At 60.1% G+C, this 26,260-nt stretch carries 31 protein-coding genes; 9 read left to right on the forward strand and 22 right to left on the reverse strand.

The features are described 5' to 3' along the window. Positions 1-120 precede the first annotated feature (120 nt). From RRH01S_RS20910 to RRH01S_RS20920, 3 genes are all read right to left on the reverse strand, one after another. Positions 121-1,176, reverse strand: coding sequence for a zinc-binding metallopeptidase family protein (locus RRH01S_RS20910; protein WP_007693877.1), 1,056 nt, complete (start codon positions 1,174-1,176; stop codon positions 121-123). Between the two features lie 129 nt (positions 1,177-1,305). Continuing rightward, positions 1,306-1,497, reverse strand: coding sequence for a CsbD family protein (locus RRH01S_RS20915; protein ID WP_007693878.1), 192 nt, complete (start codon positions 1,495-1,497; stop codon positions 1,306-1,308). 89 nt (positions 1,498-1,586) lie between these two features. Continuing rightward, a complete protein-coding gene (locus RRH01S_RS20920; RefSeq protein ID WP_007693879.1) occupies positions 1,587-2,192 on the reverse strand; it encodes a YqgE/AlgH family protein in 606 nt (201 codons plus the stop codon). A gap of 182 nt (positions 2,193-2,374) precedes the next feature. Between RRH01S_RS20920 and RRH01S_RS20925 the strand changes: the two genes are divergently transcribed. From RRH01S_RS20925 to RRH01S_RS20945, 6 genes are all read left to right on the forward strand, one after another. After that, positions 2,375-3,172, forward strand: a complete 798-nt coding sequence (locus RRH01S_RS20925) for a protein-disulfide reductase DsbD domain-containing protein (protein WP_080515877.1) — start codon at positions 2,375-2,377, stop codon at positions 3,170-3,172. 81 nt (positions 3,173-3,253) lie between these two features. Next, positions 3,254-3,739, forward strand: a complete 486-nt coding sequence (locus tag RRH01S_RS20930) for a peroxiredoxin (protein WP_012651061.1) — start codon at positions 3,254-3,256, stop codon at positions 3,737-3,739. Between the two features lie 199 nt (positions 3,740-3,938). Next, complete coding sequence (locus tag RRH01S_RS35110; RefSeq protein ID WP_007693885.1) at positions 3,939-4,067, forward strand: hypothetical protein; 129 nt, start codon at positions 3,939-3,941, stop codon at positions 4,065-4,067. Then, positions 4,064-4,846 carry a metal ABC transporter ATP-binding protein gene (locus RRH01S_RS20935; protein WP_007693888.1) on the forward strand — a complete coding sequence of 261 codons (783 nt, stop codon included), beginning with the start codon at positions 4,064-4,066 and terminating at the stop codon, positions 4,844-4,846. The genes RRH01S_RS35110 and RRH01S_RS20935 overlap by 4 nt, the downstream gene beginning before the upstream one ends. Next, positions 4,843-5,715, forward strand: a complete 873-nt coding sequence (locus RRH01S_RS20940) for a metal ABC transporter permease (protein ID WP_007693890.1) — start codon at positions 4,843-4,845, stop codon at positions 5,713-5,715. Before RRH01S_RS20935 ends, RRH01S_RS20940 begins: the two co-directional genes overlap by 4 nt. Positions 5,716-5,743: 28 nt before the next feature. After that, complete coding sequence (locus RRH01S_RS20945) at positions 5,744-6,646, forward strand: metal ABC transporter solute-binding protein, Zn/Mn family (protein WP_007693892.1); 903 nt, start codon at positions 5,744-5,746, stop codon at positions 6,644-6,646. A gap of 51 nt (positions 6,647-6,697) precedes the next feature. Here RRH01S_RS20945 and RRH01S_RS20950 read toward each other — a convergent pair whose 3' ends face one another. The 7 genes from RRH01S_RS20950 to RRH01S_RS20980 form a co-directional block, all read right to left on the reverse strand. After that, positions 6,698-7,006, reverse strand: a complete 309-nt coding sequence (locus tag RRH01S_RS20950) for a Dabb family protein (protein ID WP_007693893.1) — start codon at positions 7,004-7,006, stop codon at positions 6,698-6,700. Between the two features lie 252 nt (positions 7,007-7,258). Beyond that, the gene (locus RRH01S_RS20955; RefSeq protein WP_012651060.1) at positions 7,259-9,079 is read right to left on the reverse strand and encodes a hypothetical protein; all 1,821 of its coding nucleotides are present in this window, start codon (positions 9,077-9,079) and stop codon (positions 7,259-7,261) included. Between the two features lie 463 nt (positions 9,080-9,542). Beyond that, a complete protein-coding gene (rnhA, locus tag RRH01S_RS20960) occupies positions 9,543-9,983 on the reverse strand; it encodes a ribonuclease HI (protein ID WP_007693897.1) in 441 nt (146 codons plus the stop codon). Next, positions 9,980-10,945: a homoserine kinase gene (locus RRH01S_RS20965; RefSeq protein ID WP_042474105.1), complete on the reverse strand. Its 966-nt coding sequence runs from the start codon at positions 10,943-10,945 to the stop codon at positions 9,980-9,982. Before RRH01S_RS20965 ends, rnhA begins: the two co-directional genes overlap by 4 nt. Before the next feature lie 34 nt (positions 10,946-10,979). Continuing rightward, positions 10,980-11,987 carry a 4-hydroxy-3-methylbut-2-enyl diphosphate reductase gene (gene ispH, locus RRH01S_RS20970; RefSeq protein WP_007693901.1) on the reverse strand — a complete coding sequence of 336 codons (1,008 nt, stop codon included), beginning with the start codon at positions 11,985-11,987 and terminating at the stop codon, positions 10,980-10,982. A 160-nt stretch (positions 11,988-12,147) separates the two neighbouring features. Further along, positions 12,148-12,933, reverse strand: coding sequence for an SURF1 family protein (locus tag RRH01S_RS20975; RefSeq protein WP_007693903.1), 786 nt, complete (start codon positions 12,931-12,933; stop codon positions 12,148-12,150). Continuing rightward, a complete protein-coding gene (locus RRH01S_RS20980; protein WP_007693905.1) occupies positions 12,902-13,321 on the reverse strand; it encodes a DUF983 domain-containing protein in 420 nt (139 codons plus the stop codon). Before RRH01S_RS20980 ends, RRH01S_RS20975 begins: the two co-directional genes overlap by 32 nt. A 148-nt stretch (positions 13,322-13,469) precedes the next feature. On the opposite strand from RRH01S_RS20980, the gene RRH01S_RS20985 reads away from it, so the two are divergent. Then, positions 13,470-14,120: a chloramphenicol phosphotransferase CPT family protein gene (locus RRH01S_RS20985; RefSeq protein WP_007693919.1), complete on the forward strand. Its 651-nt coding sequence runs from the start codon at positions 13,470-13,472 to the stop codon at positions 14,118-14,120. Positions 14,121-14,155: 35 nt separating this feature from the next. On the opposite strand, the gene RRH01S_RS20990 is transcribed toward RRH01S_RS20985, so the two are convergent. The 10 genes from RRH01S_RS20990 to coxB all read right to left on the reverse strand — a co-directional run bounded on the left by RRH01S_RS20990 (position 14,156) and on the right by coxB (position 21,948). Next, a complete protein-coding gene (locus RRH01S_RS20990) occupies positions 14,156-14,572 on the reverse strand; it encodes a GFA family protein (protein ID WP_007693921.1) in 417 nt (138 codons plus the stop codon). Positions 14,573-14,620: 48 nt separating this feature from the next. Next, positions 14,621-15,085, reverse strand: coding sequence for an SRPBCC family protein (locus RRH01S_RS20995; RefSeq protein WP_007693923.1), 465 nt, complete (start codon positions 15,083-15,085; stop codon positions 14,621-14,623). Continuing rightward, positions 15,082-15,411 (reverse strand): ArsR/SmtB family transcription factor, encoded by a 330-nt coding sequence (locus RRH01S_RS21000; RefSeq protein ID WP_007693925.1) that lies wholly within the window; start codon positions 15,409-15,411, stop codon positions 15,082-15,084. The genes RRH01S_RS20995 and RRH01S_RS21000 overlap by 4 nt, the downstream gene beginning before the upstream one ends. Positions 15,412-15,643: 232 nt before the next feature. Further along, on the reverse strand, positions 15,644-16,279 hold the full coding sequence (locus RRH01S_RS21005) for an MBL fold metallo-hydrolase (protein WP_229202572.1): 636 nt from the start codon (positions 16,277-16,279) through the stop codon (positions 15,644-15,646). A 348-nt stretch (positions 16,280-16,627) separates the two neighbouring features. After that, complete coding sequence (locus RRH01S_RS21010) at positions 16,628-17,506, reverse strand: cytochrome c oxidase subunit 3 (protein ID WP_007693929.1); 879 nt, start codon at positions 17,504-17,506, stop codon at positions 16,628-16,630. Between the two features lie 63 nt (positions 17,507-17,569). Next, complete coding sequence (locus tag RRH01S_RS21015) at positions 17,570-18,184, reverse strand: cytochrome c oxidase assembly protein (protein ID WP_007693932.1); 615 nt, start codon at positions 18,182-18,184, stop codon at positions 17,570-17,572. Positions 18,185-18,193: 9 nt separating this feature from the next. Continuing rightward, positions 18,194-18,331, reverse strand: coding sequence for a cytochrome c oxidase system small membrane protein (locus tag RRH01S_RS34465; protein WP_488663942.1), 138 nt, complete (start codon positions 18,329-18,331; stop codon positions 18,194-18,196). Next, entirely contained in the window at positions 18,331-19,290 is a 960-nt protein-coding gene (locus tag RRH01S_RS21025; RefSeq protein WP_007693935.1) for a heme o synthase, read from the reverse strand. Before RRH01S_RS21025 ends, RRH01S_RS34465 begins: the two co-directional genes overlap by 1 nt. Before the next feature lie 57 nt (positions 19,291-19,347). Further along, complete coding sequence (gene ctaD / locus RRH01S_RS21030; RefSeq protein ID WP_012651057.1) at positions 19,348-21,042, reverse strand: cytochrome c oxidase subunit I; 1,695 nt, start codon at positions 21,040-21,042, stop codon at positions 19,348-19,350. Positions 21,043-21,057: 15 nt separating this feature from the next. After that, the gene (coxB, locus tag RRH01S_RS21035; RefSeq protein ID WP_007703623.1) at positions 21,058-21,948 is read right to left on the reverse strand and encodes a cytochrome c oxidase subunit II; all 891 of its coding nucleotides are present in this window, start codon (positions 21,946-21,948) and stop codon (positions 21,058-21,060) included. A gap of 338 nt (positions 21,949-22,286) precedes the next feature. Here coxB and RRH01S_RS21040 point away from each other — a divergent pair, with 338 nt between their 5' ends. After that, positions 22,287-22,898 (forward strand): invasion associated locus B family protein, encoded by a 612-nt coding sequence (locus tag RRH01S_RS21040; protein ID WP_007703628.1) that lies wholly within the window; start codon positions 22,287-22,289, stop codon positions 22,896-22,898. A gap of 64 nt (positions 22,899-22,962) precedes the next feature. Continuing rightward, entirely contained in the window at positions 22,963-24,378 is a 1,416-nt protein-coding gene (tldD, locus tag RRH01S_RS21045; protein ID WP_007703631.1) for a metalloprotease TldD, read from the forward strand. A gap of 14 nt (positions 24,379-24,392) precedes the next feature. Here tldD and RRH01S_RS21050 read toward each other — a convergent pair whose 3' ends face one another. Then, positions 24,393-24,701 carry a nucleoside triphosphate pyrophosphohydrolase family protein gene (locus RRH01S_RS21050; RefSeq protein WP_007703634.1) on the reverse strand — a complete coding sequence of 103 codons (309 nt, stop codon included), beginning with the start codon at positions 24,699-24,701 and terminating at the stop codon, positions 24,393-24,395. 110 nt (positions 24,702-24,811) lie between these two features. Beyond that, positions 24,812-26,101, reverse strand: coding sequence for a D-alanyl-D-alanine carboxypeptidase family protein (locus tag RRH01S_RS21055; RefSeq protein WP_007703638.1), 1,290 nt, complete (start codon positions 26,099-26,101; stop codon positions 24,812-24,814). Positions 26,102-26,260: the final 159 nt, after the last annotated feature.

Here is a 26,260-nt window from a genome sequence, read left to right on the forward strand (position 1 = left end):
TCCCCCTTTGATGGGGGAGGTCGCGCGGAACGCGCGGGTGGGGGTGACCCTGAATGCGAGGAGACATCACCCTACCCCGGAGCTTCGCTCCGACCCTACCCCTCAAGGGAAGGGTGAAAATCACACCCCGCCAATCACCTGCCGGATATATTCCAGCTTCGTCACCACCGGCGACGACAGGATGAATGGGTACGCATCCGGCTGGCCCATGCTGCGCTGGATGGCATTGATGGCGACGCTCAAGGGGATCCAGGCGCTGACCAGCTGCGCGGCGCTTTCGGCCCTATAGGGATTGAAATCCACCTCGGCCGCCATCTCGTGATAGCCGAAGGGATCAACCGCCAGGCCGAAAGAGCGGGCGGTCTCCAGCGTGTCGACGATATGGAGATAATGCGCGAAACATTCGGCGAAATCTTCCCAGGGGTGGGCGCTGGCATAGGCACTGATGAAATTGTCCCGCCAGTTCGGCGGCGGGCCGTTGTCATAGTGTTGCTGCAGGGCAACTCCGTAATCCACCCGCTCGTCGCCGAAGACGGCGCGGAAGGTGTCGAACTGGTTGCGGTCGCGGATCAGCTTGTTCCAGATGAAATGGCCGGTCTCGTGGCGGAAATGGCCGAGCAAGGTGCGGTAAGGCTCGTTCATCGAGGCACGCGCCTGTTCGCGCGTCACGTCATCGGCCTCGGCGGCGCGAATGGCGATCAGTCCTTCCTCATGCCCGGTCCTGGCCGGTACGACATAACCGCCCTGCACCTCGTCCTCGAGGAAATCGAAGACCAGACCGCCCTGCGGATCCTGCTTGCGATCGGGATGCGGCAGGTTCCAGCGCAACAGCGAATAAAACAGATGCCGCTCCGCCTGGCCGATCCGCCGCCAACGGTCGATGCCCTGTTGCGTATCGGTGTTCGGTACTAGGCGATTATGGCGACACGCCAGGCAGAAAGGTTCCGGATCCGCCGCATCCACAAGCCAGTTGCAGATATCGAGCTCGGCATTGGCGCAAAAACGCACCGTGCGATCCGGCTCGGCGAGCACGCACCAACTCTGTCCATCGCCGGCCTCAAGCGCGTAGATCGCCAAAAGCTCGGGAACAAAGCCGAGCTGATGGCCGCATCGTATGCACTGCCTGTTATCGAAATGCACCGGCTGGCCGCAATGGTCACAGGCAAAAAGCCGCATGGAAAGCCCCCACAATTAAGCCATGACGGACATAAAAGAGCCTGTCGCGCGTTCGTGACAGGCTCTTTGCTTTGGCAGTCTATCAAACGGCGCGGCGATTTATAAGCCAATGCTTAATCGCCAGTCCGATCACATCCGGTCGACCGCACCCTTGACCTTGTCCTTGGCCTTGCCGACAGCCGATTGCACCTTGCCCTTAGTTTCCTGGGCTGCCCCTTCGGCGCGCATGCGCTTGTCATCGGTGGCCTTGCCGACGGCCTGTTTGGCCTTGCCGGCCACTTCATTGACCTTGCCGGATATCTTGTCACTCATGCTGCCCATGTCTAGCACCTCCTCATTCGGCACCAGCGGAGTTGCCGGTGCTGTCAGGAGGAAACGTCACGAGAAGTGTTTCGTTCCGCGCAAATAGATTACGCGTGCCCCGCATGCGGCGACAGCATGGCGGCGTTGATGCCCATCAAAGCCAGAGCGCGTTCATACTTGTCGTCAAGGCTGCGGTCGAAAATCAACTCCTCATTGGCCGGGCAGTTCAGCCAGCCGTTGCTGCCGATCTCCGCCTCCAGTTGGCCTGCTCCCCAGCCGGCGTAGCCAAGCAACATGGTGGCGCGCTTCGGCCCGCTTCCCCTGGAAATGGCGCGCACGATATCCAGCGTCGCCGTCAGGCTGATGTCATCGCTGACCGGGATGCTGCCGTCGCTCAGATAGTCGTCGGAGTGCAGGACGAAGCCCCGGCCACTTTCGACCGGTCCGCCGGTCTGAATCGGGAAATCCCGTGCGACTGGCGGCAGGACGATGGCATCGTCGTCCTTGATCATATCCAGATGCAGCAGCACGTCGGTAAAGGTCAGGTTCTGCGCACGGTTGATGACGAAACCCATGGCGCCGGCATCGGAATGGGCACAGATATAGATCACCGTACGGTTGAAATTCCGATCCTCCATGCCGGGCATGGCAATCAGGAACTGGCCGTCGAGCAAACCTCTTTCGCGTCTATTCTTCAACGTCGATAGGGACATCGTGCCTCCTGACTGCAGTCCGTAACTGCGCCCCTGAGAAGAAAGATGGGGCAATGTCATAAATCAATCAACTGAAAATGATCATTTCTTTTTCCCGCTGTTCTGGCACAGCACGACGCCATCCGGTAAACCCTTGCTCCATGTTGGAAAAACTCTCTTTAGCCCGCCTGTTTGGAATGCCGATGGGCGTGCTCGCGGCGGCGATACTTGCCTCTTCCCCGGCCCATGCTGCCATGAGCGACTGGGCCGACAATCAGGGCGGCCGCATGCGGTTGGTGGCGCTGGCGCCGGACGCGCAAGGTCATATACGCGCCGCGTTGCAGATCGAGCCGGCACCCGGCTGGATTACCTACTGGCGAGAGCCCGGCGAGAGTGGAATTCCACCGCAGGTCAGTCCGGTGCCGGACAGTGGCGTGACGCTTACGAAGATGGGTTTTCCCGTGCCCAAGCCGATCACCGTCGGCACGATCCAGGAGATCGGCTATGACGCGCCGGTGACATTTCCGCTGGATTTTCGTGTCGAGGGCAAGCAACCGGCGACCCTCCAGCTCACGGCTTTCATCGGCCTCTGCAAGGATATCTGCATTCCGTTCCAGGCTGCGCTTTCGCTGCCACTGTCGGCCGCCGGTCAGTCGACCCCGCATGAACAGGCCTTGCTCGATGCGGCCGACGCGGCGCTGCCGCAAGGCCCGGCGCCGGATTTTACGGTCGAAAGCCACAGTCTTTCGACGGATACGAAGACACTTTCACTGCGCCTGACGCTGCCGGAGGAAACCGGAGATGCGCCGCTGATCTATGTGACCGGACCGACCGGCTACGTCTTTTTCAAACAGGCCAACGGCAAGCGCGACGGCAAGACTTTTGCGACCGACATTGCCATCGGCAAGCTGCCGAAAAATTACGATATCAAGGGCAAGAACTGGGGCATTCTCGTCATCGACGGCGAGCATGCCATGGAAACCACGCTTGCGTTCGAATAGGCCGGATCTATAGTTTCGCCCGACATCTTCATTCGGGGCGGTGGTTGAGCCGCCCCACAATCGCGACCCAAGGAGAGAGCCATGACCATCGCTATCGGCGACAAGCTGCCTGCCGCCACCTTCAAGGAAAAGACCGCCGACGGCCCGGTGGAAATCACCACGGAACAGCTTTTTGCCGGCAAGCGCGTCGTGCTGTTCGCCGTTCCCGGCGCCTTCACGCCCACCTGCTCGCTGAACCACCTGCCGGGCTACCTGGAAAACCGCGACGCTATCCTCGCCAAGGGCGTCGACGACATCGCCGTGATCTCCGTCAACGACTGGCACGTCATGGGCGCCTGGGCGCAATCCTCCGGCGGCCTCGGCAAGATCCACTTCCTCGCCGACTGGGACGGCTCCTTCGCCAAGGCCGTCGGCCTTGACGTCGACCTCTCCGCCGGCGGCCTCGGTGTGCGCTCCAAGCGCTACTCCATGCTGGTGGAAAACGGCGTGGTAAAGACACTCAACATCGAGGAAAGCCCCGGCCAGGCCACGGTCTCGGCAGCGGCTGCGATGATCGAGCAGCTTTGAGCGCTTCCGAGCTTCGATAAACAAAAGAGGGCGCCAGACGGCGCCCTCTTTTGCTTTGAGGCTAATCACGGCGACACTCACGGAAATATCTTCCCATCAACATTTCAGTCCGCAACACCCATCTATCCACACCCCGCCTCTTTTTCGCCGCATTCTCTCGGCTACTACACGTAACGTTATTACATTAAGAGAACGCCGCATGCCCTTCAGCAACGATCCCTTCGCCTCATCCCTGATCGGGCGCTCCGTGTTGACGCGTCTGGTCTTTGTCGCGGTCGGCATTGCGGCTCTCTGGGCGGCCATCGGCTGGGCGGTGGCCTTGGCATGAGCGCTCTGATCCGCCTTGACAATCTCACCGTCACCTATGAGCGCCATCCGGCCGTTCATCATGTCTCCGGCGCCTTCCAGGCGGGCAGCTTGACGGCGATTGCCGGGCCGAACGGGGCGGGCAAATCGACGCTTTTGAAGGCGATCATCGGCGAGCTCCGGGTCGCTGAGGGCTCGATCGATCGCGGCCAGCTGACGCGCAATGATTTCGGCTATCTGCCGCAGGCGGCGGAGGTCAACCGCCGCTTTCCGATTTCGGTTGCCGATACGATCATGCTCGGCGCCTGGAAGAATTCCGGTGCCTTCGGCCGCTTTTCCCGCGAGGACGCCGAGCGCGCGCGCGATGCGCTGGCCGCCGTTGGCCTTTCCGGTTTCGAGCGCCGGCATATCGGCTCGCTCTCGGCCGGACAGTTCCAGCGCGTGCTCTTTGCCCGGCTGCTGCTGCAGGACGCCCGCGTCATCCTGCTCGACGAACCTTTTACCGCCATCGACCAGCGCACGACGCGCGACCTGCTCGACATCGTGCTGCGCTGGCATGGCGACGGGCGCACGGTCATTGCCGTGCTGCATGATTTCGATCAGGTGCGGGCGCATTTTCCCGAGACGCTGCTGATAGCCCGCGAATTGGTCGGCTGGGGCCGGACGCAGGATGTGATGAGCCCCGCCAACCTCATCCGGGCGCGAGCCATGGCCGAAAGCTGGGACGAAGACGCCGAAAGCTGCTCGCCCGAGCCGGATCATGCCGGCCACGAACTGGTGAAGCGGGAGCCGGCCGAATGACGGCCTATGATATTTTCCTCGCGCCCTTTGCCGATTACGGCTTCATGCGGCGCGCGCTGATCGCCTGCCTTTGCCTGGGCCTCGGTTCCGGCCCGATCGGCGTCTTCCTGATGCTGAGGCGCATGAGCCTGATGGGCGATGCTATGAGCCATGCGGTGCTGCCCGGTGCGGCCATCGGCTATCTGATCGCCGGCTCGCTGTCGCTGACGGCGATGGGGCTTGGCGGGCTGGTGGCGGGGCTCTCCGTGGCGCTGCTCTCCGGGCTCGTCAGCCGCATGACGGTGCTGCAGGAGGATGCGAGTTTCGCCAGCTTCTATCTGACGTCGCTGGCGCTCGGCGTGCTCATCGTCTCTCTGCGCGGGTCGAATATCGATCTGCTGCATGTGTTGTTCGGCACGATCCTCGCCATCGACGCCCCTGCCCTCTATCAGATCGGCGCGATCACCACAGTGACGCTGCTGATGCTCGCGGTCATCTACCGGCCGCTGGTGATGGAGTGCTTCGATCCCGGCTTCCTGCGCGCGGTCGGCGGACGCGGGCCGGTCTATCATTTCCTGTTTCTGCTGCTCGTCGTGCTCAACCTCGTCGCCAGCTTCCAGGCGCTCGGCACGCTGATGGCCGTGGGGCTGATGATGCTGCCGGCGGCGATCGCGCAGCTCTGGTCGCGCAGCCTGCCGGCGATGATGGCGATCGCGACGGCAACGGCGGCGGCCTCGGGCTATATCGGCCTCATCGCCTCCTACCATCTCGAATTCGCCTCCGGCCCGACCATCATCATCACGGCGAGCATCATCTACGGCTTTTCCATTCTCTTCGCACCCTCGGGCATTGCCCGCCGGTTCCTCCCCCGTTCCCATCTCAGGGGCTAATTTCCATCAATACATCAAGGAGACATTCATGAGCAAACACAGACTGCTTCTCTCCACGGCTGCGGCCGCCTTCGTCGCCTTCGGCGTCGCGGCTCCCGCATCCGCCGAAACGCTAAACGTCGTCGCCTCTTTCACCGTGCTTGCCGACGTCGTCAAGCAGGTTGGCGGCGACCATGTGAAGGTGTCGAGTCTCGTCGGCCCGAACGGCGACCCCCATGAATTCGAGCCCTCACCGGCCGACGCCAAGAAGCTGAATGCCGCCAAGGTCACCTTCGTCAGCGGCGAAGGCCTGGAAGGCTGGATGGACCGGCTGATCAGCGCCTCGGGCTACAAGGGCACGCCAGTCGTCGCCTCGGAAGGCATCAACACCCGCACCATGGTCGACGACGGCAAGACGGTTACCGATCCTCATGTCTGGAACAGCCCGGTCAATGTGAAGATCTGGGTCGCCAACATCGAAAAGGCGCTGTCCGCCGCCGACCCGGCCGACGCCGCCGATTTCAAGGCCAATGCCGAGCGCTACACCAAGACGCTCACCGAGCTTGACGCCTATGCCCACGGCAAGTTCGACAAGATTGCCGACGACCGCCGCAAGGTGCTCACCAGCCATGACGCCTTCGGCTATTTCGGCCGCGAATACAATGTCAGCTTCCTGTCGCCGCTCGGCGTTTCCACCGAGACCGAAGCCTCGGCCGCCAACGTCGCCAAGCTGATCGAGCAGATCAAGACCGAGCATGTGAAGACCTATTTCTTCGAGAACTCGAACGATCCGCGCCTGGTCAAGCAGGTTGCCAAGGCCACCGGCGCCGAGCCGGGCGGCGAGCTCTATGTCGAATCCCTCTCCAAGGCCAACGGCCCGGCTCCGACATATGAAAAAATGTTCCGTTATAACGTTGACCAGCTCGCCGCCGCGATGGCGAAATCGAGCTGAGATATCAGGACAGAGAGGGCCGCGGGCACCCACCCGCGGCCCTACTTTTATTTAGAGATTGAGATCGAAGACCAGCAGCCCGGCAAGCCCGCCATCGGTCGACGAGACGATGCGCTCGCCAACGGCAACATGCTCCGGATGCACCAGATAGGCATCCCGCGCCTCGGCACTTTCAAACGTCACCGCAAACCCATCGACAAAGCCGCCATGCAACCCTTCCGGCGAGACATTCGGCCCGTATTTGATATCGACGATGCCGGGAATGACCTGCTGCAACGCGGCCACGGATTCGAAAAGCGCTTTCTTCTCATCCTGTGTCATGGCGGATTTGAGCCGTAAGAAAACGCAATGCAGGATCATGGATACAGCCTCCCTGGATGTTGGGGGCAGCATAGAGGGAAAGGGGGATGGGGCAAGATGCAGAGTCGCGATGTTTGGGCTTTTGGGTGATCACCTACAATGACCGTTTTCGCTCTATTGCGGACGTAGAACCTGATGGCTTACCCCAAAAGTCTTATCCAGTTTCGAAGTGCCTCAAAGGCAGCAGTAGTTGAAATTTCCCGGGTTAAGGTGGTTCCTGCCGTGATTACCAATGTCTCAGTCAGCAGGAGCTTAACGATGCGGTACGCTCGCCGCGTCGCTAAGGCTCAAAAGTGTACCTTTTGGCTTTCGATCAAATGTTGAACGACCTTCGAGCATCTGAACAAAGGCCTCATTCCGATTGCTAGCACGATCCACCAACCGGTCGAACGCAACAACTTCGAGCATGAGGTTCAACGTCTTGTAATACCGATATGCCATCCGGCCACCGTAGTTGGTGATCATGAAATCCTCCATCTCCAGATAGCTTTGTAGGTTATCGTTCCAATCGGCCAGGACATATCCCCGCACCATCGTGTCGGGAGAGATGGTGATCTCTCGTCCGCTTGAGGTTTTGACCTTGCCCTTCTTACGGATATCCGAAATCTGCTTTTTTAGCTGGTCCACGGGGTCGTTCGTGGCGCTATCGCTGTCAGCGGCGTACCCGGTCTTCTGAGGCCGCTTCATCTCGACGACCATCAATTCGTTTTCGTTATTTATAAGGAGATCGTGCGCGTACTGACCTTTGGCCCGATAGTTTCCGTCCGGCGTCCGATCACTGGAGATATACTGAGCGTAAGCAAGATCGTCATCTAGCAACCAGAGGTTATGCGAGCTATAATCTACTTCCTCACTGTCTTTGTAGCGCGGATAGATCAGCTGGTGCACCTTGTCTTCCGTTGCAAGGCCATCCTCTTCCTTTTTCAACAACTCGCGAAAAATCCGAATTACATGGTTTCTGTATGCTACATAAACCGCCAGAGCTTCCTTCGCGTCTTCAGGAATTTGCGTCTTAACAAGGTGGACGAGCTGATCGATGCTCGCGTTACCATCTAGTTTTGTGAAATCAAACTTCTTGCGGAATCTCTCGACAAATAGGTCCTGTGCGAGCTGCTCCCGCGTTTCCGTGATCGCGCGCTTTCGCACAAAGTCTGCGGCGGACTTATCACCTAGACCGCGCCGCAAGAGAGGATCGATCGCAATAAGATGTTCAACATCTGCGGCCATCTTGGCTCTTCGTTCGGCAGTGTAGGCGTTCTCGATCTCCAAAATGTGCTGTTTTGCCAAGGCGATCAGGTGATCTTTAATGGACTTTCTCTTACCGTCATACTCGATTTTTGCATGCAGATTTGTGATCCTGTCACGCGATTGAGAAGATACAAAGAAGTCACTTGAGACCGCAACAAGATAGAAATACCGGCGTAGGCCATCCTCTCCCATTTCGGAAAATGGCTTGTCGTTCAGGCCAGAAGAGATATTTTCGAGGTCGCTGGCAGCCCGGTTGTTCGCGTAAAAATACAGTCGGTGCTTCTTCGCTTGCGCTTCACCTACCTTGAAGTAGCTGAATTCAAATAGCCTATCGACCTGCCCGATTTCAAGATTCTCGACCTTGGAGCCCCCAATTGAAAGCGATTTGTGGAAATAGTCGTGAAGGTTGACTCGAAGCCCTTGAACTGTAAGGAAAAAGTTCTGCGGTACTTTCTTCTGGATGAATTCGATTAGGAAGTGATCCAACAGCGCTGAAGCTATTGCTTCCTGCCCATCTTCGAAATACCGCTCTCCATCCAAGTCAAAGAAGTCTTGCGACTCTGGCAGCGGCGACTTCATTAGCGCGGTCAAGCCCGTGTCGAAACGATGGGCTCCGGCTCCTACGTCCGGGGAAACCTCGATAAGATTATCATCGGTTGCGAACGGCTCATATCTATAAGAGCCGCTAGAAGTCCAGCCGTCTGAACCGGTCTGCCGAGAAGAGTAGAAGACCTCCTTGAAGATTTTGAACGCGATAAATCTTCCGAAGCCCTTCCCCCCTCGCTCGTATTTATTACCGGTAAGGGGAGTGAGAAAGGCGCCCAAGTTTTTGTCGTCGAACCCGACACCATTATCGGCGATTAGGATTTCCTGGCCATCGACATCGAATTCGATCTCGATGTGTCCTTTTTCTTCGACGTCATCGCCCCTCTAGTGAGTGGAAGGAATTAGACACAGCCTCGTAAAGAGGAAAAAGGAAGCCCTCTAAGCCGTCAGGTAACGTCGCCCGCTTTACTTCAGATGCGAGATCAATTGATTTGTGCTTCACGCCTGACCTCAATGCAAAAGTTGAACTACCGACAACCGATAAGATGCCTGCGTCGCCTTAGAAGAGCAACCCTTGCGTTCATACGAGTTCCGACGTCCCCAAGACCTTAACGCCGCGTAACTCTACGCGGACGGATCATAGGTTACTTTGCTATCACGAAGCCGTCTTGTCGCCAATCTGACCGAGGCTGACCTGTTGCCTGCCAAAGGACAATGTCCGCACATTGGCCCACCCCAACCCTCATTTCCGCTTAAACGGCTCCATCCCCTTGCGCGCCAGTTCATCGGCCCGCTCGTTCTCCGGGTGCCCGGCATGGCCCTTGACCCAGTGCAGCGTCACCTGATGGCGGTTGCGGGCTTCTTCGAGCGCTTGCCAGAGTTCGGCGTTTTTCACCGGCTTCTTGTCGGCGGTTTTCCAGCCGTTTTTCTTCCAGCCGAAAATCCACTTGGAGATGCCGTCCATCACATATTTGGAATCGGTATAGAGGTTGACCTCGCAAGGGCTCTTCAGCGCGTTGAGCGACGAGATCGCCGCCATCAGTTCCATGCGGTTGTTGGTCGTCTCGGCCTCGCCGCCGAACAATTCCTTTTCCTTATCGCCATAGCGCAGCACAGCACCCCAGCCGCCTGGGCCGGGATTGCCGGAGCAAGCGCCGTCGGTAAAAATATCGACCTGTTTCATGCCTTCAGCCCGTATTCGTCGCTGGAGGCGATCTGGCGGTGGAAGCGCAGCTTGCGCAGATATTCGAGCGGGTCCTTCTTGGTGACCATGGCGCCGGCCGGCGTCGTCAGCCAGTCGTAGAGGCGGGTCAGGAAGAAGCGCAGCGCCGAGCCGCGCGACAGCGTCGGCAGGGCGGCGATTTCGGCGTCGCTCAGCGGACGCACACTCTGGTAGCCCTCCAGCAGCGCCATGCCCTTGGTGATGTTATAGGCGCCGTCCTTCTCGAAGCACCAGGCGTTGAGGCAGATCGAGACGTCGTAGGCGAGCTGGTCGTTGCAGGCGAAATAGAAGTCGATCAGGCCGGACAGCTCGTCGCCGAGGAAGAAGACGTTGTCCGGGAAGAGATCGGCATGAATGACGCCATCCGGCAGGTCCTTCGGCCAATGGCTGCCCAAGAAATCGAGTTCGCCACGGATTTCATCCTGTAGGCCGGGCTCGACCTCGTCGGCGCGGGCCTCGGACTTTTCCCAAAGCCCCTGCCAGCCCGCCAGCGAAAGCGCGTTCGGCCGCTTGATATCGAAACCTTCGCCCGCAACATGCATGGCGGCCAGCGCCTTGCCGACTTCACGGCAATGCTTAGCCTCGGGCTTGCGCAGCCACATGCCCTCGAGAAAGGAGATCAGCGCCGCCGGGCGGCCGGAGAGATGGCCGAGCAGCTCGCCATCCCTGCGCGGCAGCGGCAGCGGGCAGGAAAGGCCACGGCTCGCTAAGTGCTGCATCAGACCGAGGAAGAACGGCAGGTCGTTCTTTTCCACGCGCTTTTCATAGAGCGTCAGGATCAGCGGATCGCGCGAGGTGTGCAGCAGGAAATTGGAGTTTTCGACGCCCTCGGCAATGCCCTTGTAGGAGAGCAATGTGCCGACATCATATTCCGTCAGGAACCACTTCAGATCGTCTTCGGTAATATCGGTATAAACGGCCACGAATTATTCCTGGAAAATGCTTTAAGGGATTTGATTATTCGCCGTTGACGAAAGCCATGTCGGCCGTCGTCAATTCGATGTTGCGCAGCTCGCGATTGACGAGGAAATTCTCGGTCTCCTTGACCGTCTCGGCCAGCTCCACCACCGCACTATAGCGGTCGCGGAAGGCTTCGATGATCTCGTTGACGATAACCTCTGGCGCAGATGCACCGGCAGACAGGCCGACGGTCTTGATATCGCCGATATCGTCCCAATCGATCTCGGCGGCGCGCTGTACCAGCACGGATTTCGTCGCCCCTGCCCTCAGCGCCACTTCGACGAGACGCTTGGAATTGGACGAATTCGGTGCGCCGACGACGATGAAGAGATCGCAGCCGGGAGCCGCCTGCTTCACCACTTCCTGGCGGTTGGTGGTGGCGTAACAGATCGAATCGGCTGATGGCGCTGTCAGGTTCGGGAAGCGCTCCTGCAGCCGCGCGATGACCCCGGCGGTGTCGTCGACCGAGAGCGTCGTCTGCGTAACGTAGCCGAGATTATCCGGATCGGCGGGCTCATAGACGTCGACATCCTCGACGGTCTCGATCAGCGACACCGTGCCTTCGGGAAGCTGGCCCATGGTGCCGATCACTTCCGGATGGCCGGCATGACCGATGAGGACGACGTGGCGGCCGAGGCGATTGTGGCGCATGGCCTGCTTGTGCACCTTGGAAACCAGCGGGCATGTGGCGTCGAGATAGAAGAGATTGCGGGCATCCGCATCCTCCGGCACAGCCTTCGGCACGCCATGGGCGGAGAAGACCACCGGCTGAGCGCGATGTTCCGCCGGAATCTCATCCAGCTCCTCGACGAAGATGGCGCCCTTGGCTTCCAGCCCTTCGACCACGTAGCGATTGTGCACGATCTCATGGCGGACATAGACCGGCGCACCATAGGATTTCAGCGCCAGCACGACAATCTGGATGGCGCGATCGACGCCGGCGCAAAAGCCGCGCGGGCCGCAGAGCCGGATGGTCAGGTCAGGTTTGGAAACTGCTATGTTCATGTCTCTTCCGAAATCCGGGACGATGGCAAAGCAATAGATAGGTTCGCCTTGCCGCTTGTCCCACTCGTCCGCATGATCTTATCCAAAAATCGCTGCGCACTTTTGGGATCATGCTCTAGCCGAATATTCCATCGAAATGAAGCTATTCTATTGCATGCCTCTATTGCTGAGGCGCGCCCGGATGATGTTTGCGCCACCAGGAGATCGCAACGATGGCGGTGAGCGCCGCCGCCAAACCGTACCATGTCACGGCATATTGCAGATGGCTGTTGGGCAGGTCGACGATGGTGACGCCGCCGATCGGCAGGCCGCCGGGGTTCGGAGCCTTGCCGGCATCGACGAAGAAGGGCAACACCTTGTCCTTCGGCAGCCCGTCGCTCGTCGCCATGGCGTCGAGGTCCTTCCAGTAGAAGATATCCTTGGCGAGATCGTTGTCCGGTATGCCGGAGGGCTGGCCGGCGAGCTTGGCGCGGGCAAGGCCGGTGACGGTCTGCTCGCCCGTCAACTGCCCCTGCATGCGCTTTTCCGGCGCCTTGTCGACATCGGGCACGAAACCCCGGTTGACGAAGAGATAGCGCCCGTCGGCAAGCTGCAAGGGCGTATAGACATGATAGCCGGCATCGCCTTCGTAGGTGGTGAAGAAATGCCGTTCCTTGTCGTTGAGATAATGGCCCGATGCCGTGACGACGCGATATTCGATATCGCCGCCGGATGCGACCATGGTCTCGATCGCCGACAGCGGCAGCGGAGCAGCGGCCTGACGCTCGGCGATGTCGGCCAGCAGGCCTTCCTTCCAGTGCAGCCGCTGAACCTGCCAAGTGCCGAGCGCCAGCAGGATGCCCAGCGCAACGAGCAGGATCAGCGCCTTGCAGATTTGCCAGAAAACATTCGGCCGGCGAGCGGGGATAGCGGCCTCAGTCACGGTGAATACGCCCTTCGCTGGCATTGTTGCGGTATTGCAGAGCGATCAGAATGCCCTTGCACCAGCGCAGCGACAGAAGCGACAGGATGATGGTCAGCGGCGCAAACAGGAGGATATGCACCCAGATCGGCGGCCCGTAATTGGCCTGCAGCCACAGGACCGCACCGATGACGATAAAGCCGACGATGAGGATGACAAAGACCGCCGGCCCGTCGCCGGCATCGGCAAAGGCATAGTCGAGATCGCAGGCGGCACAGCGCGGTTTCAGCGACAAAAGCCCATCGAAGAGCTTGCCATTTCCACAACGCGGGCAACATCCCTGGATACCGACCTTGAAGGGATCGACCGGCGGAAACAGGGCGCTGTCGCTGCTTGCCCCATCATGCGGGGTTTTGTCTTGCTCTGAGCTCAAAGTTTGGTCTCGATCGATCCATCATCCCGGACGAGCTCCACCTCTCGTCCCCTGCATCATCAGTAACCGCGATGCGGCCGTCCGTCCAATCCAAAAGCTTGGTAAGCGCGGCGGGCCTGCTACAATACAGACGCCCCCGAGGAGGCCCATGGAACTCGATCAAGACCACGAAGCCGGCCGGATCATCATCCTGAACGGTGCGCCGCGATCCGGAAAATCCAGCATTGTCGAGGCTATTCAGGCCGGTTTCGACGGCCCCTGGATGAATCTCGGCGTCGACACCTATGTCCGCCACGCCACGCCGCAACGCTACTGGCCAGGCATCGGCCTGCGCCCCGGCGGCGAGCGACCGGATATGGAAGCGCTTGTGCCGCGCTTTTATGCCGCGCTCTATGCCTCCATCGCCGCCCATAGCCGGCTGGGGCTGAACGTCGTCGCCGAGTTCGGTCATCATGACGCCCATTCGCGCCCACTGGGCATCTTGCAGGACTGCGCCCGGCAACTGGCCGGCCTGCCCGTCCTTTTCATCGGCGTGCGATGCCCGATCGAGACCATCATGCAGCGGCGTCTGGCGGAAGGCCCCGAACGGAGCGGCACCTATGTCGGCGTTGCCGCCGGCGAGCCGATCCCGGCACCGGTGCTTGCCTGGCAGCAAGAGGTGCACCAGCCGGGGATCTATGATCTGGAGGTCGATACTTCGGTCAGGAGCGCTGAGGCCTGCGCCGAGGAGATCAGGCAGCTGATGGACCGGGGCATTTCGCGCCCGACGGCATTCGAGCGGCTTGCGGCGGACCGCTGAGACACGGCGCTGAGCAATAAGTCCTGAGCCTAGCTTCACATCGGCGGCATCTTCTCGAATTTCGGCACGGCCGGGTCGAGCCGGTCCCAAGCATGACCGCGCACCGTGTACGTCACCATCTGCGGCTTGTATCGGCCTGGATCGTCGAGGCTCGCGGCGTGAATGGTGAAGAGGTCCGGCATGGCCGCGAAGGTCAGATAGACGGGCGATCCGCAGGCGGGACAGAAGCCACGCGTCTTCACGTTCCCGCTGTCGCCGACCATATCCCAATGCGTCGCCTCGCCTTCGAGCTTCACCGCCTCCCTGCTCGGGAAGGTCAAATAGGATCCATGCCCGGTGCCACTCGTACTCTGGCAGTCGCGGCACTGGCAGTCGTTCATCGCGATCGGCTCAGCCGAGATTTCATAGTGGATCGCACCGCAGGCGCATCCGCCGGTGTAAGGCTTGTTCATGTCTCTCTCCTGGTTAAGCGCTTCATCGGCCACGACGCTTCTGTCGCGTCAGTCTTTCCCGTCGACGATAGCGCCAATGTTCTGGACTACTTTCTTCCAACCTTCGCTCATCTTGTTGAAGGCGGTATCGTTTTTCGGCACGACGAAGCCGGAATGGACGAGGCGGAGGCGCGTGCCGGCTTCAACCTTGGAAAGGATGAACGTGACCACAGTGTCGAGCTGTGAGCCGTATCCGACATTTTTCGCGTGTCCGCCTTTCCAGGCATAAGCCAAACGCTCGTACGGCTTCACCTCCAGCACCTGGCAATGAATGGTGCCGTCCCATGCGCCGGCCGGCGTGGTCTGGTAGGTGAAATGTTTGCCTTCCACGGGCTCGAAGCCAGCCGGCATCATCAACCACCGGCCCATCAAACTGGCCGTGGTCAGCGTTCTCCAAATCGCCTCCGGCGTATGCGGAAAAACCTCATCGACCACTATGTCCTGCGTGTTGGGCTCCAATACGGCGTCGTTCATGGATCAATCTCCTTCAGCAGCGTCCTGAGATTTACAAAACGTTCGCGCCAGAAGACGCCATAATGGCTCATCCACTCGACCAGCGGATCGAGGCCTTCCGGCTGGGCACGGTAATAGACTTTCCGGCCTTCGGGGCGCTCGGCGACCAGGCCGGCCTGTTTCAGAGCCTTGAGGTGTTGAGAAATGGCGCCCTGAGTCACTCCGCTTCCTCGCGTCAGTTCGACGACGGTAATCTCGTCGGAGCTGACGACCTTCTCAAACACGGCCCGCCGTGTGGGATCGGCAAGTGCGCGCATGACGGCATTGATGGGAGCGGCTTCGGTCATGGGAAATCAATAGCCCATACTAATTAATGAGTCAATACTAATTGATTGGTATGGATTGCAATGCCGCCTCGCGCCGCAATGAATCAATTGATCCGCAATCCGGTTTAATAGGTCCTGAGCCCGGTGAATGACCATCTTCCAGCCTTCACCCACTCGCGCCGGATGGTCGAGCGGTATGCCTCATCCGACCTGGCTCCTGCGACAAATCTCAGCGTGGTTTTTCGGTGGAACCCTACGGCTGCGATTCGAGCAGCCGGATATAGCGTTCGGCGGAGCGGGCGACGCTATCCTTGGCCTTGCTAGCAATGAACTTTTCGCGCCAGGCGCCGTAGATGCGATCGAAGCCTATCTCTGCAACGCGATTCGCAATACGCCGGACTTCACGCGCCGGCAGAGGGATCAGGTTGGGGAAGGAATACATGAAGGAAACCCATCCCTTCGCCGGAACCACTTGCATGGTGTCGCCGACGAGCAGCGCGCCATTTCCGTCCGCGCCGGCCTGCCATTCCAGGACACTACTCCCCTCGAAATGCCCGCCCAGCCGGTGAAGGACGATACCGGGCAACACGTCGCGGCGGTCTCCCCGCCAAGGCTGGATATGCTCGCTCGGGCGCAGGACATGGGCCAGATCGGCCTCAGGCAACAGGATCGGCACGCCGCCCAAGGCTTCGCTCCATTCCACCATGCCGGTATAGAAATGCGGATGGGACAGGCAGATGGCCTTGATGCCGCCGAGCTCTAAAATGCGGCTCCGCGTCTGGCCGTCCAAAACAGGGATGCAATCCCACAGGACATTTCCATGCGGAGTAAGCACCAGAAGTGCCCGCTGGCCGATACCGATTGCTGGTGAAACACCGATGGCAATCAAGTTCGGTTCCAGCTCACTCCATTCGTTCGCGTGGGTGGAGATTAGCGCTTCCCGGGCGATCCACTCCTGGCCGCCTTCGGGAACGAACTGTCGTTCATCTTCGCAAATGGAACAAGTCGGAGGCGGGACGGCGCTTAACGCGGTATGCGCGCCACATGTCTTGCAAATCCAGATGGGCAACGGAGCGATCCCTTATGAGCGGACAGGCGATCCTGGAGGTGGAGGGCAAACATGATGTTGCATGCCATGTCGAAAAAATGCCGCCGCAAACGTTCCGGACCAGGCCAGATTTTGCGGCGGCAAGCATTGTTCGTTTCGACCAAAGGCCGAACGCGGAGCAGCGGTCGGTCAGCCGTGTGCGATCGGTGCGCCCCAGCTGCCCCAGATGTAGATGCAGAAGAACAGGAACAGCCAGACGACGTCGACGAAATGCCAGTACCAGGCGGCCGCCTCGAAGCCGAAATGCTGCTTCGGCGTGAAGTCACCCTTGATCGCGCGGATCAGGCAGACCAGCAGAAAAATCGTGCCGATCAATACATGGAAGCCGTGGAAACCGGTCGCCATGAAGAAGGTCGCGCCGTAGATCGAGTTTTTGAACTCGAAGGGCGCATGGGCGTATTCATAGGCCTGCACGCAGGAAAAGAACGCGCCGAGCAGAACCGTGAGCGTCAGGCCCTGGATCATGCTCTTGCGGTCATTATGCAGCAGCGCATGGTGCGCCCAGGTGACCGTCGTGCCCGACAGCAGCAGGATGATGGTGTTGTAGATCGGCAGATGCCAGGGATCGAGGACTTCGACGCCCTTGGGCGGAAATTGCCCGCCGAGGAAGGCCGTACGCGATGCCTGGATCGCCTCGTTCGGGAAGAGGCTGACGTCGAAATAGGCCCAGAACCAGGCGACAAAGAACATCACCTCGGAGGCGATGAACATGATCATGCCGTAGCGCAGATGCAGCGAGACGACGCGTGTATGTGCGCCCTCATGCGCTTCCTTCACCGTGTCCGACCACCAGCCGTACATGACGTAGAGGATCAGAGCCAGACCGATGAAGAACAGCCATGGATGCGCCCAATCGAGGCCGAACAGGTGCAGCGAGCCGCCGTTGAGATAGCGCATGAAGCCGACGCCACCAAAGGTGATGATGAAGGCCCCAATGGCTGCCAGCAGCGGCCACGGGCTCGGGTCGATGATGTGGTAGTCGTGTTTCTTCTGATGCGCCTCTGCCATGTCAGCAATCCCCGAATGACTTTTTCCCATATTGCTTCCGGCCGAGCCGAAAAGCACTCTCCATCAAAGTTTCTTTTCCGCCGCCTTCGTCGCCGCGCCCTCGTTCGACGCGACCGGCTTTGCACCATCGCGTGGGTAGAAGGTGTAGGACAGCGTCAGCGCCGTGATCGTCTTCGTCTCTTCCGCCTTGGTGATCTCAGGATCGACGTAGAAGACCACCGGCATCTCGCGCTTTTCCCCCGGCGCGAGATCGGTCTCGTTGAAGCAGAAGCACTGCACCTTGTTGAAATAGGCGCCTGCTTCCACCGGCGAGACATTGAAAATAGCCTGTCCGCGCGTCGGCTGATCGGACTTGTTTTCGGCCACGAACTTGATCTCGATCGTCTCGCCGATCTTCGGATTGACTTCCTTCTGCATCGGCTTGAAGTCCCAGGGCACGCCTGGAGCGACATTGGCGTCGAAGGTGACCTTGATCGGCTTGTCGAGAATGATGCTGGATGCCTGGTCGACGCGCTGCGTCGTGCCGTTAAACCCCGTGACCTCGCAGAAGATGCGATAGAGCGGCACGGCGGCGGCGCACATGGCGCTCATGCCGACGACGAAGCTCAGGCACATGGCGACTACCAGGCCGTTGTTGCGGCCTGCCGTCCTCACCTTGTTCGTTGTCCCCTCCTCCATCACGCCTCCTCAAACGTGTCCGGTGCCGACCTTGATGATGGTGATCGCGTAGAACAGGATCACCAGGCCAGCGAGCACCAGGCCGAGCGCGATATTGCGCCCTCGCCGTGATTTCTTTTGCTTGTCCGTAAGCTTGACAAGTTCGATCATAGCCAGCCCCCCACGCCGCCCGACATCAGCACGGCAACGAGCCTGTCGATCAAGAGCGCCGAAAAGATTGCGAAGAGATAGAAGATCGAAAAAGCGAAAAGTTTCTTCGCCGGCACCATCTTCACATCGCCATCGGGCATGCGCCAGACAGAGATGGAACAGTGAACGAAGATCACACCGAGAACGGTGGCGACAACACCGTAACCGAGGCTCGCAAAGCCCATGAAGGACGGCACGACGCCGATGATCGCGGTCAGCACGGCATAGGCGACGATCTGGTTCTTCGTGGTGGGCACGCCCGCCACGTTCGGTAACATCGGCACGCCGACGGCCTCGTAGTCACCCATCTTGAACAGCGCCAGCGCCCAGAAATGCGCCGGTGTCCAGAGGAAAATGATCAGGAAAAGCACAACGCTTTCGATCGTCACATTGCCGGTCACGCAGGCCCAGCCGATGACCGGCGGGAAAGCACCGGCGGCACCACCGATGACGATGTTCTGCGGCGTCGAGCGCTTCAGCCACATCGTGTAGACGACGGCATAAAAGAAAATGGTGAAGGCGAGGATCGCGGCCGACAGCCAATTGACGGCGAGGCCGAGGATCGTCACCGAGAAGCCCGACAGCACCAGGCCGAAAGCCAGCGCCTCGGAAGGCGCCACGCGGCCAGCCGGGATCGGACGTTTCGCCGTGCGGGTCATGATCGCGTCGATATCGGCGTCGTACCACATGTTCAGCGCACCCGACGCGCCGGCGCCGACGGCAATGCAGAGAATGGCGATCAGGCCGAGAACCGGGTTGATATGCCCCGGCGCCAGAACCAAACCGGCAAAGGCGGTGAAGACGACCAGCGACATGACACGCGGCTTCAGAAGCTCGAAATAATCGCGCGCACCCGCTTCCGAGAGGCCGTTATCGCCTTCCTTCGCAAGCGCTTCGTGATTGTCGATGACCGTCATTCTTTCTTCCAATGTCAGTTGAGCCGGACGCCGCTTATCACGGCGTCCGGAAATAGGCTACTTGATGCGCGGCAGCTCTTCCCACTGGTGGAACGGCGGCGGCGATGACAGCTGCCACTCGAGCGTCGTCGCGCCCTCGCCCCAAGGATTGTCGCCGGCAACGCGCTTCTTGGCGAAGGCGTCATAAACGCCATAAAGGAAGATGACCACACCCACGGCTGCGACATAGGAGCCCATGGAGGAAACGAAGTTCCAGCCGGCGAACGCATCCGGATAGTCGATGTAGCGGCGTGGCATGCCGGCACGACCGAGGAAGTGCTGCGGGAAGAACACCATGTTGACGCCGATGAAGGTGACCCAGAAATGCAGGTTGCCAATCTTCTCATTGTACATGTAGCCGGTCATCTTCGGGAACCAGTAGTACCAGGCGGCGAAGATGGCGAAGACGGCGCCGAGCGACAGCACGTAATGGAAGTGTGCCACGACGTAATAGGTGTCGTGCCATACGCGGTCGAGGCCGGCATTGGCGAGCTGCACGCCGGTGACGCCACCAACCGTGAACAGGAAGATGAAGCCAATCGCCCAGATCATCGGCGTGCGGAACTCGATCGAGCCACCCCACATCGTTGCGATCCAGGAGAAGATCTTCACGCCGGTCGGAACGGCGATGACCATCGTCGCGAAGACAAAGTAACGCTGCGTGTCGAGCGACAGGCCGACCGTGTACATGTGGTGGGCCCAGACGACAAAGCCGACAGCGCCGATCGCGACCATGGCGTAGGCCATGCCGAGATAGCCGAAGATCGGCTTGCGCGAGAAGGTCGAGATGATGTGGCTGACCATGCCGAAGCCGGGCAGGATCAGGATGTAGACTTCCGGGTGACCGAAGAACCAGAACAGGTGCTGGTAAAGGATCGGATCGCCGCCGCCTTCAGGCGCGAAGAAGGTCGTGCCGAAGTTACGGTCGGTCAGCACCATGGTAATGGCGCCCGCCAGAACCGGCAGCGACAGGAGCAGCAGGAAGGCAGTGATCAGCACCGACCAGGCAAAGAGCGGCATCTTGTGCAGCGTCATGCCCGGAGCGCGCATGTTGAGGATCGTGGTGATGAAGTTGATCGCGCCGAGGATCGAGGATGCGCCGGCGATATGCAGCGCGAAGATCACCAGGTCGACCGCTGGTCCCGGATGCCCACCTATGCCTGACAATGGCGGATACATGGTCCAGCCGCCGCCCGCGCCATAAGCACCGGCCGGGCCTTCGACGAACATCGACAGGATCAGGAGCAGGAAGGCCGGAACGATCAGCCAGAAGGAGATGTTGTTCAGGCGCGGAAACGCCATGTCCGGCGCGCCGATCATGATCGGCACCATCCAGTTGGCGAAACCGCCGATCATCGCCGGCATGACCATGAAGAAGATCATGATCAGCGCATGGGCGGTGACGAAGACGTTATACATCTGCTTGCCGCCATCGATGGAAGCATCGCCCGAATAGCCATAAACCATGGAGGCCAGGCCGCTGAAGATCTGGATGCCGGGTTCCTGCAATTCCATGCGGATGGCAAGTGACAGCAGGAAGCCGATAAGGCCGGCGAAGATCGCGAAGATCAGGTAGAGAGTGCCGATGTCCTTATGGTTCGTCGAGAAAAGCCAGCGGTTTGCGAAACTGGGCTTGTGAGAGTGGTGATCGTCATGCGCGTGGGCGTCGTGATGATCGTGCGAGTGATCGTCGTGTGCCGTGGATCCAGCCATTGTCCCTAATCCCTCTTACTTCGCGACGTTTTCAGCGACATTGACGGTAGCCGGCTGATCGACGGCGGCCATCAGGGCCTTGTTCGCCTTGGTCAGATCACCGGCGGCGGTGGTCAGCCACTGCTGGTATTGATCTTGGGAGACGATGCGGATGGCGATCGGCATGAACGCATGGTCCTTGCCGCAGAGCTCGGAACACTGGCCGTAGTACAGACCTTCACGGTCGGCCTTGAACCAGGTCTCGTTCAGACGGCCCGGAACGGCGTCGATCTTAAGCCCGAAGGACGGCATGCCGAAGGAGTGGATGACATCCGTGGGTGCCGCGGTGACGAGAACGCGCACGACCTTGTTGACGGGCAGCACCAGCTCGTTGTCGACGGCGAGAAGCCGCGGATATTTAGACTTGTCTTCCTTGCCGGCCGCCGCGCGATCGGGCTCCTTCAGCATGAAGGAATCGAAAGCCAGCGGGTTATTTCCACTGTTTTCATACTCGTAGTTCCACTGCCACTGCGTCGCCGTCGCCTTGACGGTCACGTCGGGATTCTGCGGAAAGGTGAGCTGCTTGGTCAGAAGTTCAAAGGACGGAACGGCCAGGAACAGGAGAACGAGAACCGGACCCACCGTCCAGATCACCTCGATCACCGTGTTGTGGCTCGTCTTGGAGGGCACCGGATTCTTGGAGGCCCGGAACTTGACCATGACGACGATCAGAAGGACGAGCACCAGCAATGTAACCGGAATGATAAACCAAAGCGTGTATGCTTCGAACCAGCGAATTTCATGCATGTTGCCGGTCGCCGCCTCCTGCAGACCGGTTTCCCATGGTTTTGGCTGATCGGCATAGCTGCCGGTCGCAAAAAGCAGACAGGCGATAGCCGCCAGAGCTGCGTAAGCCCTCTTAATCACGATGTCTCTCCCTCCAGCGTTTGATCCCAGATCAACCTCAAACGCAGTATCCCTACAGTCCTCTGCGCTTCAAACCACAGTTTGGGGCACACCGCAACAACTCACAACATTTGTCCGTGCGGCATTTTTGCGCGAAATATACTCCCCCGACCCGTCTAAACATGACAAGCATTTCATCATCATACGAAAAATTGCATGACGGTCCATCGTATCGCCGTGACAAAATAGGATAGAGGTCGTATTTCCGCCGCACTCGATTGGAATTCAGCAGGCGGGGCTTTTCATTTGCCGGGCTGGGCTTCAACAATAGCGGCACTGATTCGAATCTAGAGGTTTCCATGGGTTTTCGTTCCCTCGCGCGGCTTTGGTTTGCCACCGCCAGCATCGCTGTCGCGGTTGCCGTGCCCGTTTCAGCGCAACAGGCACAGCCGGCGCCGCAGGCCCAACAGTTGCAACCGCAGCAGGGTCAGCAGCCGCCGACGCATACCCAGCAAGTCCCCACCACCCAGGTTCCACAACCGCCGGGTACGGTGCGCTCGAGCCATGGCGCATGGTCCGTGGTCTGCGACAAGCCGGCGGGTGCCGCCACCGAGCAGTGCGCGCTGATGCAGAATGTCATCGCCGAGGACCGGCCGGAAGTCGGCCTCTCGGTCGTCGTGCTGAAGACCGCTGATCGCAAATCGAAGATCCTGCGCGTGCTCGCCCCGCTCGGCGTTCTGCTGCCGAACGGCCTTGGCCTCAACATTGATGGCAAGGATATCGGCCGCGCCTATTTCGTCCGCTGCTTCTCCGACGGCTGCTATGCCGAAGTGGTGCTTGAGGACGAATTGCTGAAGACGCTGCGCAGCGGTGCCACGGCGACCTTCATCGTCTTCCAATCGCCGGAAGAAGGCATCGGCATTCCCGTCGACCTCAAGGGCTTTGCCGACGGCTACGACGCGCTTCCGTAAGTCGGCAGGGCTTGCCCTCTCGTCGTGCGACGCCTACATCGGCTCTGAACGGAGCACCTGACCCATGAATACCGATCTGCTTACCCTGTTCGATGCCGACGAAACCAAGCTGCGCGCCATCGTCGCAGAGGCGCTTGCCGGCGCCGACGACGGCGAGCTTTTCGTCGAGCATGTCCAGGCGGAATCGCTGACCTTCGACAACGGGCGGATGAAGGGCGGCAGCTTCAACACCGAACAGGGTTTTGGCCTGCGCGCCGTCGCCGGCGAAGCGGTCGGTTATGCTCATGCGGGCGATCTTTCGGAAGCGGCACTGAAGCGCGCCGCCGACGCGGTGCGTGCGGTTACCTCCGGTTATGCCGGCTCCTATGCAGCGGCGCCCCAGCGCACCAATAAAGTGCTCTATAGCGACGAGAACCCGATCGGAGCGCCGAGCTTCGAGGACAAGGCGAAGCTCCTGCAGCAGATCGACAGCTATCTGCGCGACAAGGACGGCAAGGTGCGTCAGGTGACGGCCTCCGTCGCCGCGAGCTGGCAGGTGGTCGATATTCTTCGCGCCGACGGCCATCGCGTCCGTGACATCAGGCCGATGACCCGCATCAACATCTCCGTCATGGTCGGCGATGGCGACCGGCAGGAATCCGGCTCCTTCGGCACCGGCGGCCGCGTCGGCTTCGGCGATTTCGTCACGGAAGAGAACTGGCGCCGTGGTGCCGACGAGGCGCTGCGCCAGGCGCTCGTCAATCTCGAAGCGATCGATGCGCCGGCCGGCACGATGGATGTCGTTCTCGGCTCCGGCTGGCCGGGCGTCATGCTGCACGAAGCCGTCGGCCACGGGCTGGAAGGCGATTTCAACCGCAAGAAGACCTCGGCCTTTGCCGGACTTTTGGGCCAGATGGTCGCCGCGCCCGGCGTCACCGTCGTCGATGACGGCACGATCGAAAACCGCCGCGGCTCGATCACGGTCGACGACGAAGGCACACCTTCGGCCTACAATGTCCTGATCGAGAATGGCAAGCTGGTCGGCTACATGCAGGACCGGCAGAATGCCCGCTTGATGGGCATGAAGGCGACCGGCAACGGTCGCCGCCAAGGCTATGCCCACACACCGATGCCGCGCATGACCAACACCTATATGCTCGGCGGCGACAAGACGCCGGAAGAAATCATCGCTTCGGTAAAGAAGGGCGTCTATGCCGTTTCCTTCGGCGGCGGCCAGGTGGATATCACCTCCGGCAAGTTCGTCTTCGGTTGCACGGAGGCCTATCTGATCGAGAACGGCAAGGTCGGCGCGCCGATCAAGGGCGCCATGCTGATCGGCAACGGCCCGGACGCCATGAAGCGGGTCTCGATGATCGGTAACGACATGAAACTCGACACCGGCATCGGCAATTGCGGCAAGGCCGGTCAATGGGTCCCCGTCGGCGTCGGCCAGCCGCATCTCAGGATGGATCAGGTCACGGTCGGCGGGACGAAGACGTAAGACCTGTCTGCCGCTCACCCCTCCTCCGGACGAAAGCGCCATTTCCGCTCCACGGCGGCGGCTAGATCCAGACCGTTGCGGTGGGCGAAGAGCAGGATATGGCCGAGCACGTCGGCCGTTTCGTCCGCCAGCGCGGTCGCCAGCTCCTCATCCGTCATGCCCTTACGCCTGCCACGGCCGGTCTTCTTGTTCCAGATCTGGGTAAGCTCGCCCACCTCTTCCTGCAGTTTGAGCACGAACCAATCGTCGTCGCGCTCGACGCCATTGGCAGCGGCGTAAGTGGCGGAGGCTTTTTCGAATTGCTGGATCAGGTCGGAAAGCATCGATATCGTTCCCTGTATGTTCCAGACATCAGTGAACGATTCTTCCCCAAATGTCGAGACGGCGGAGCTTGCGCCCCGCCGTCTCGATCGTTCCAGATTTTGATTTTCGATCAGCTCTTGTGCGGCAGAAGCAGGCAGTCGAAATCGTTGCGCTTCAGCGCGGCGCAGGCGGAATTCGCATCGTCACGGCTGCCGAAACCGACGAAACGGGCGCGGTAGACGGTTCCGCTGCCCTTGCCTACGGCTTCGGTATAGGGCGAGGCATTGGCGAGCGCATTGCCGGCTTTGGATTGGGCCGCGGAGAGCAGGTCCTTGGCCGCCTGCGCGGTCGGGGTCGCGGCGATCTGCACCTGCCAGCGGCCAGTCGCCGGCTTGCCGGCATTCAGGATCTCATCCATTGCCACCGGGCGATCCATCGGCACGGTAACGTTCGGGACGGCCGCATAGGCGAGCGGTGCGGATACCGGAGCGGTGTCCGTACGCTTGCGGGTCGTTGCCGTGGTCTGCGTGTCGACCTCCATGGCAACATCGTTCGAGGCGGAAGCCACTTCGACCTGCTTGACCTTGCCGCCGCCGATGCTCGCCACAAGGCGCGATGTCGAGCTGGATGCGGCCTTTGGCACGTAGCGATCGAGAAGCGAAGCCATCAGCGCGTCGCGGCCACGGGCCGTCGCGCCACCCATGACAACGCCGATGACGCGGCGATTGCCGTGGCGCACGGCGCTGACAAGGTTGAAGCCGGACGCATTGGTGTAGCCGGTCTTGATGCCGTCCATGCCTTCATAGCGATACATTAAATTGTTGTGGCCGCGAACGCGCTGGCCGCGGTAAGTGAAGCCGGTCTGCGAGAACAGCCGGTATTCCTGGGGGTAATTGTTGATGAGCGCGACGGCCAGCGTCGACATATCCCGGGCGGTGGTCACCTGCTGCATGTTCGGCAGGCCCGAAGCGTTCATGAAAACGGTGCGGCGCATGCCGATTTCGCGAGCCTTCTGCGTCATCAGGCGGGCAAAGCCGCTTTCGCTGCCACCCAGCGCTTCCGCCATCGCGGCGGCGGCATCGTTGGCGGACTTGATGATCATGCCGTCGACGGCCTCGCGCACGGTGACAGTACCGCCGGGCTTCAGGCCGAGTTTGGTCGGGGGCTTGCCGGCGGCATTGCTCGAAACCGGTATCTTGCTGTTCCAGCTCAGCTTGCCGCGATTAATTGCCTCGAACGTCATATAGAGCGTCATCATCTTGGTCAGCGACGCCGGATGATTGAGATCATCGGCGTTGCTCGAAGCAAGCACCGCGCCTGTCTTCGCATCCATGATGAAATAGGCGCTGCCCGCAAAGCTTGCGACGGGCGCACCCAGAAGCACGACGGCCGCAGAGAGGGCCATCAGAAATTTTTTCATATTCGTCCCCAAACGAAACAAATGCCAATACACCGCGTCAACCCATTGTGCGCTTTTGCGACAGAAGCCTGATATTCGGTGCGATATTGAGGCAACACCCTCAAGAGATTCCCAATTTTGCCTTTGCTGGTAAAATAACGGTTAACATATTGAAAATAT

The organism is Rhizobium rhizogenes NBRC 13257 (assembly GCF_000696095.1).
GTDB classification, from domain to species: Bacteria; Pseudomonadota; Alphaproteobacteria; order Rhizobiales; family Rhizobiaceae; genus Rhizobium; species Rhizobium rhizogenes.

Bases quoted from the DNA above. Each gene is read 5' to 3' on its own strand.
- RRH01S_RS20910 (WP_007693877.1), bottom strand. From the start codon at position 1,176: ATGCGGCTTTTTGCCTGTGACCATTGCGGCCAGCCGGTGCATTTCGAT.
- RRH01S_RS20915 (WP_007693878.1), bottom strand. From the start codon at position 1,497: ATGGGCAGCATGAGTGACAAGATATCCGGCAAGGTCAATGAAGTGGCC.
- RRH01S_RS20920 (WP_007693879.1), bottom strand. From the start codon at position 2,192: ATGTCCCTATCGACGTTGAAGAATAGACGCGAAAGAGGTTTGCTCGAC.
- RRH01S_RS20925 (WP_080515877.1), top strand. From the start codon at position 2,375: ATGGGCGTGCTCGCGGCGGCGATACTTGCCTCTTCCCCGGCCCATGCT.
- RRH01S_RS20930 (WP_012651061.1), top strand. From the start codon at position 3,254: ATGACCATCGCTATCGGCGACAAGCTGCCTGCCGCCACCTTCAAGGAA.
- RRH01S_RS35110 (WP_007693885.1), top strand. From the start codon at position 3,939: ATGCCCTTCAGCAACGATCCCTTCGCCTCATCCCTGATCGGGCGCTCC.
- RRH01S_RS20935 (WP_007693888.1), top strand. From the start codon at position 4,064: ATGAGCGCTCTGATCCGCCTTGACAATCTCACCGTCACCTATGAGCGC.
- RRH01S_RS20940 (WP_007693890.1), top strand. From the start codon at position 4,843: ATGACGGCCTATGATATTTTCCTCGCGCCCTTTGCCGATTACGGCTTC.
- RRH01S_RS20945 (WP_007693892.1), top strand. From the start codon at position 5,744: ATGAGCAAACACAGACTGCTTCTCTCCACGGCTGCGGCCGCCTTCGTC.
- RRH01S_RS20950 (WP_007693893.1), bottom strand. From the start codon at position 7,006: ATGATCCTGCATTGCGTTTTCTTACGGCTCAAATCCGCCATGACACAG.
- rnhA (WP_007693897.1), bottom strand. From the start codon at position 9,983: ATGAAACAGGTCGATATTTTTACCGACGGCGCTTGCTCCGGCAATCCC.
- ispH (WP_007693901.1), bottom strand. From the start codon at position 11,987: ATGAACATAGCAGTTTCCAAACCTGACCTGACCATCCGGCTCTGCGGC.
- RRH01S_RS20975 (WP_007693903.1), bottom strand. From the start codon at position 12,933: ATGCCAGCGAAGGGCGTATTCACCGTGACTGAGGCCGCTATCCCCGCT.
- RRH01S_RS20985 (WP_007693919.1), top strand. From the start codon at position 13,470: ATGGAACTCGATCAAGACCACGAAGCCGGCCGGATCATCATCCTGAAC.
- RRH01S_RS20990 (WP_007693921.1), bottom strand. From the start codon at position 14,572: ATGAACAAGCCTTACACCGGCGGATGCGCCTGCGGTGCGATCCACTAT.
- RRH01S_RS20995 (WP_007693923.1), bottom strand. From the start codon at position 15,085: ATGAACGACGCCGTATTGGAGCCCAACACGCAGGACATAGTGGTCGAT.
- RRH01S_RS21000 (WP_007693925.1), bottom strand. From the start codon at position 15,411: ATGACCGAAGCCGCTCCCATCAATGCCGTCATGCGCGCACTTGCCGAT.
- RRH01S_RS21010 (WP_007693929.1), bottom strand. From the start codon at position 17,506: ATGGCAGAGGCGCATCAGAAGAAACACGACTACCACATCATCGACCCG.
- RRH01S_RS21015 (WP_007693932.1), bottom strand. From the start codon at position 18,184: ATGGAGGAGGGGACAACGAACAAGGTGAGGACGGCAGGCCGCAACAAC.
- RRH01S_RS21025 (WP_007693935.1), bottom strand. From the start codon at position 19,290: ATGACGGTCATCGACAATCACGAAGCGCTTGCGAAGGAAGGCGATAAC.
- ctaD (WP_012651057.1), bottom strand. From the start codon at position 21,042: ATGGCTGGATCCACGGCACACGACGATCACTCGCACGATCATCACGAC.
- RRH01S_RS21040 (WP_007703628.1), top strand. From the start codon at position 22,287: ATGGGTTTTCGTTCCCTCGCGCGGCTTTGGTTTGCCACCGCCAGCATC.
- tldD (WP_007703631.1), top strand. From the start codon at position 22,963: ATGAATACCGATCTGCTTACCCTGTTCGATGCCGACGAAACCAAGCTG.
- RRH01S_RS21050 (WP_007703634.1), bottom strand. From the start codon at position 24,701: ATGCTTTCCGACCTGATCCAGCAATTCGAAAAAGCCTCCGCCACTTAC.
- RRH01S_RS21055 (WP_007703638.1), bottom strand. From the start codon at position 26,101: ATGAAAAAATTTCTGATGGCCCTCTCTGCGGCCGTCGTGCTTCTGGGT.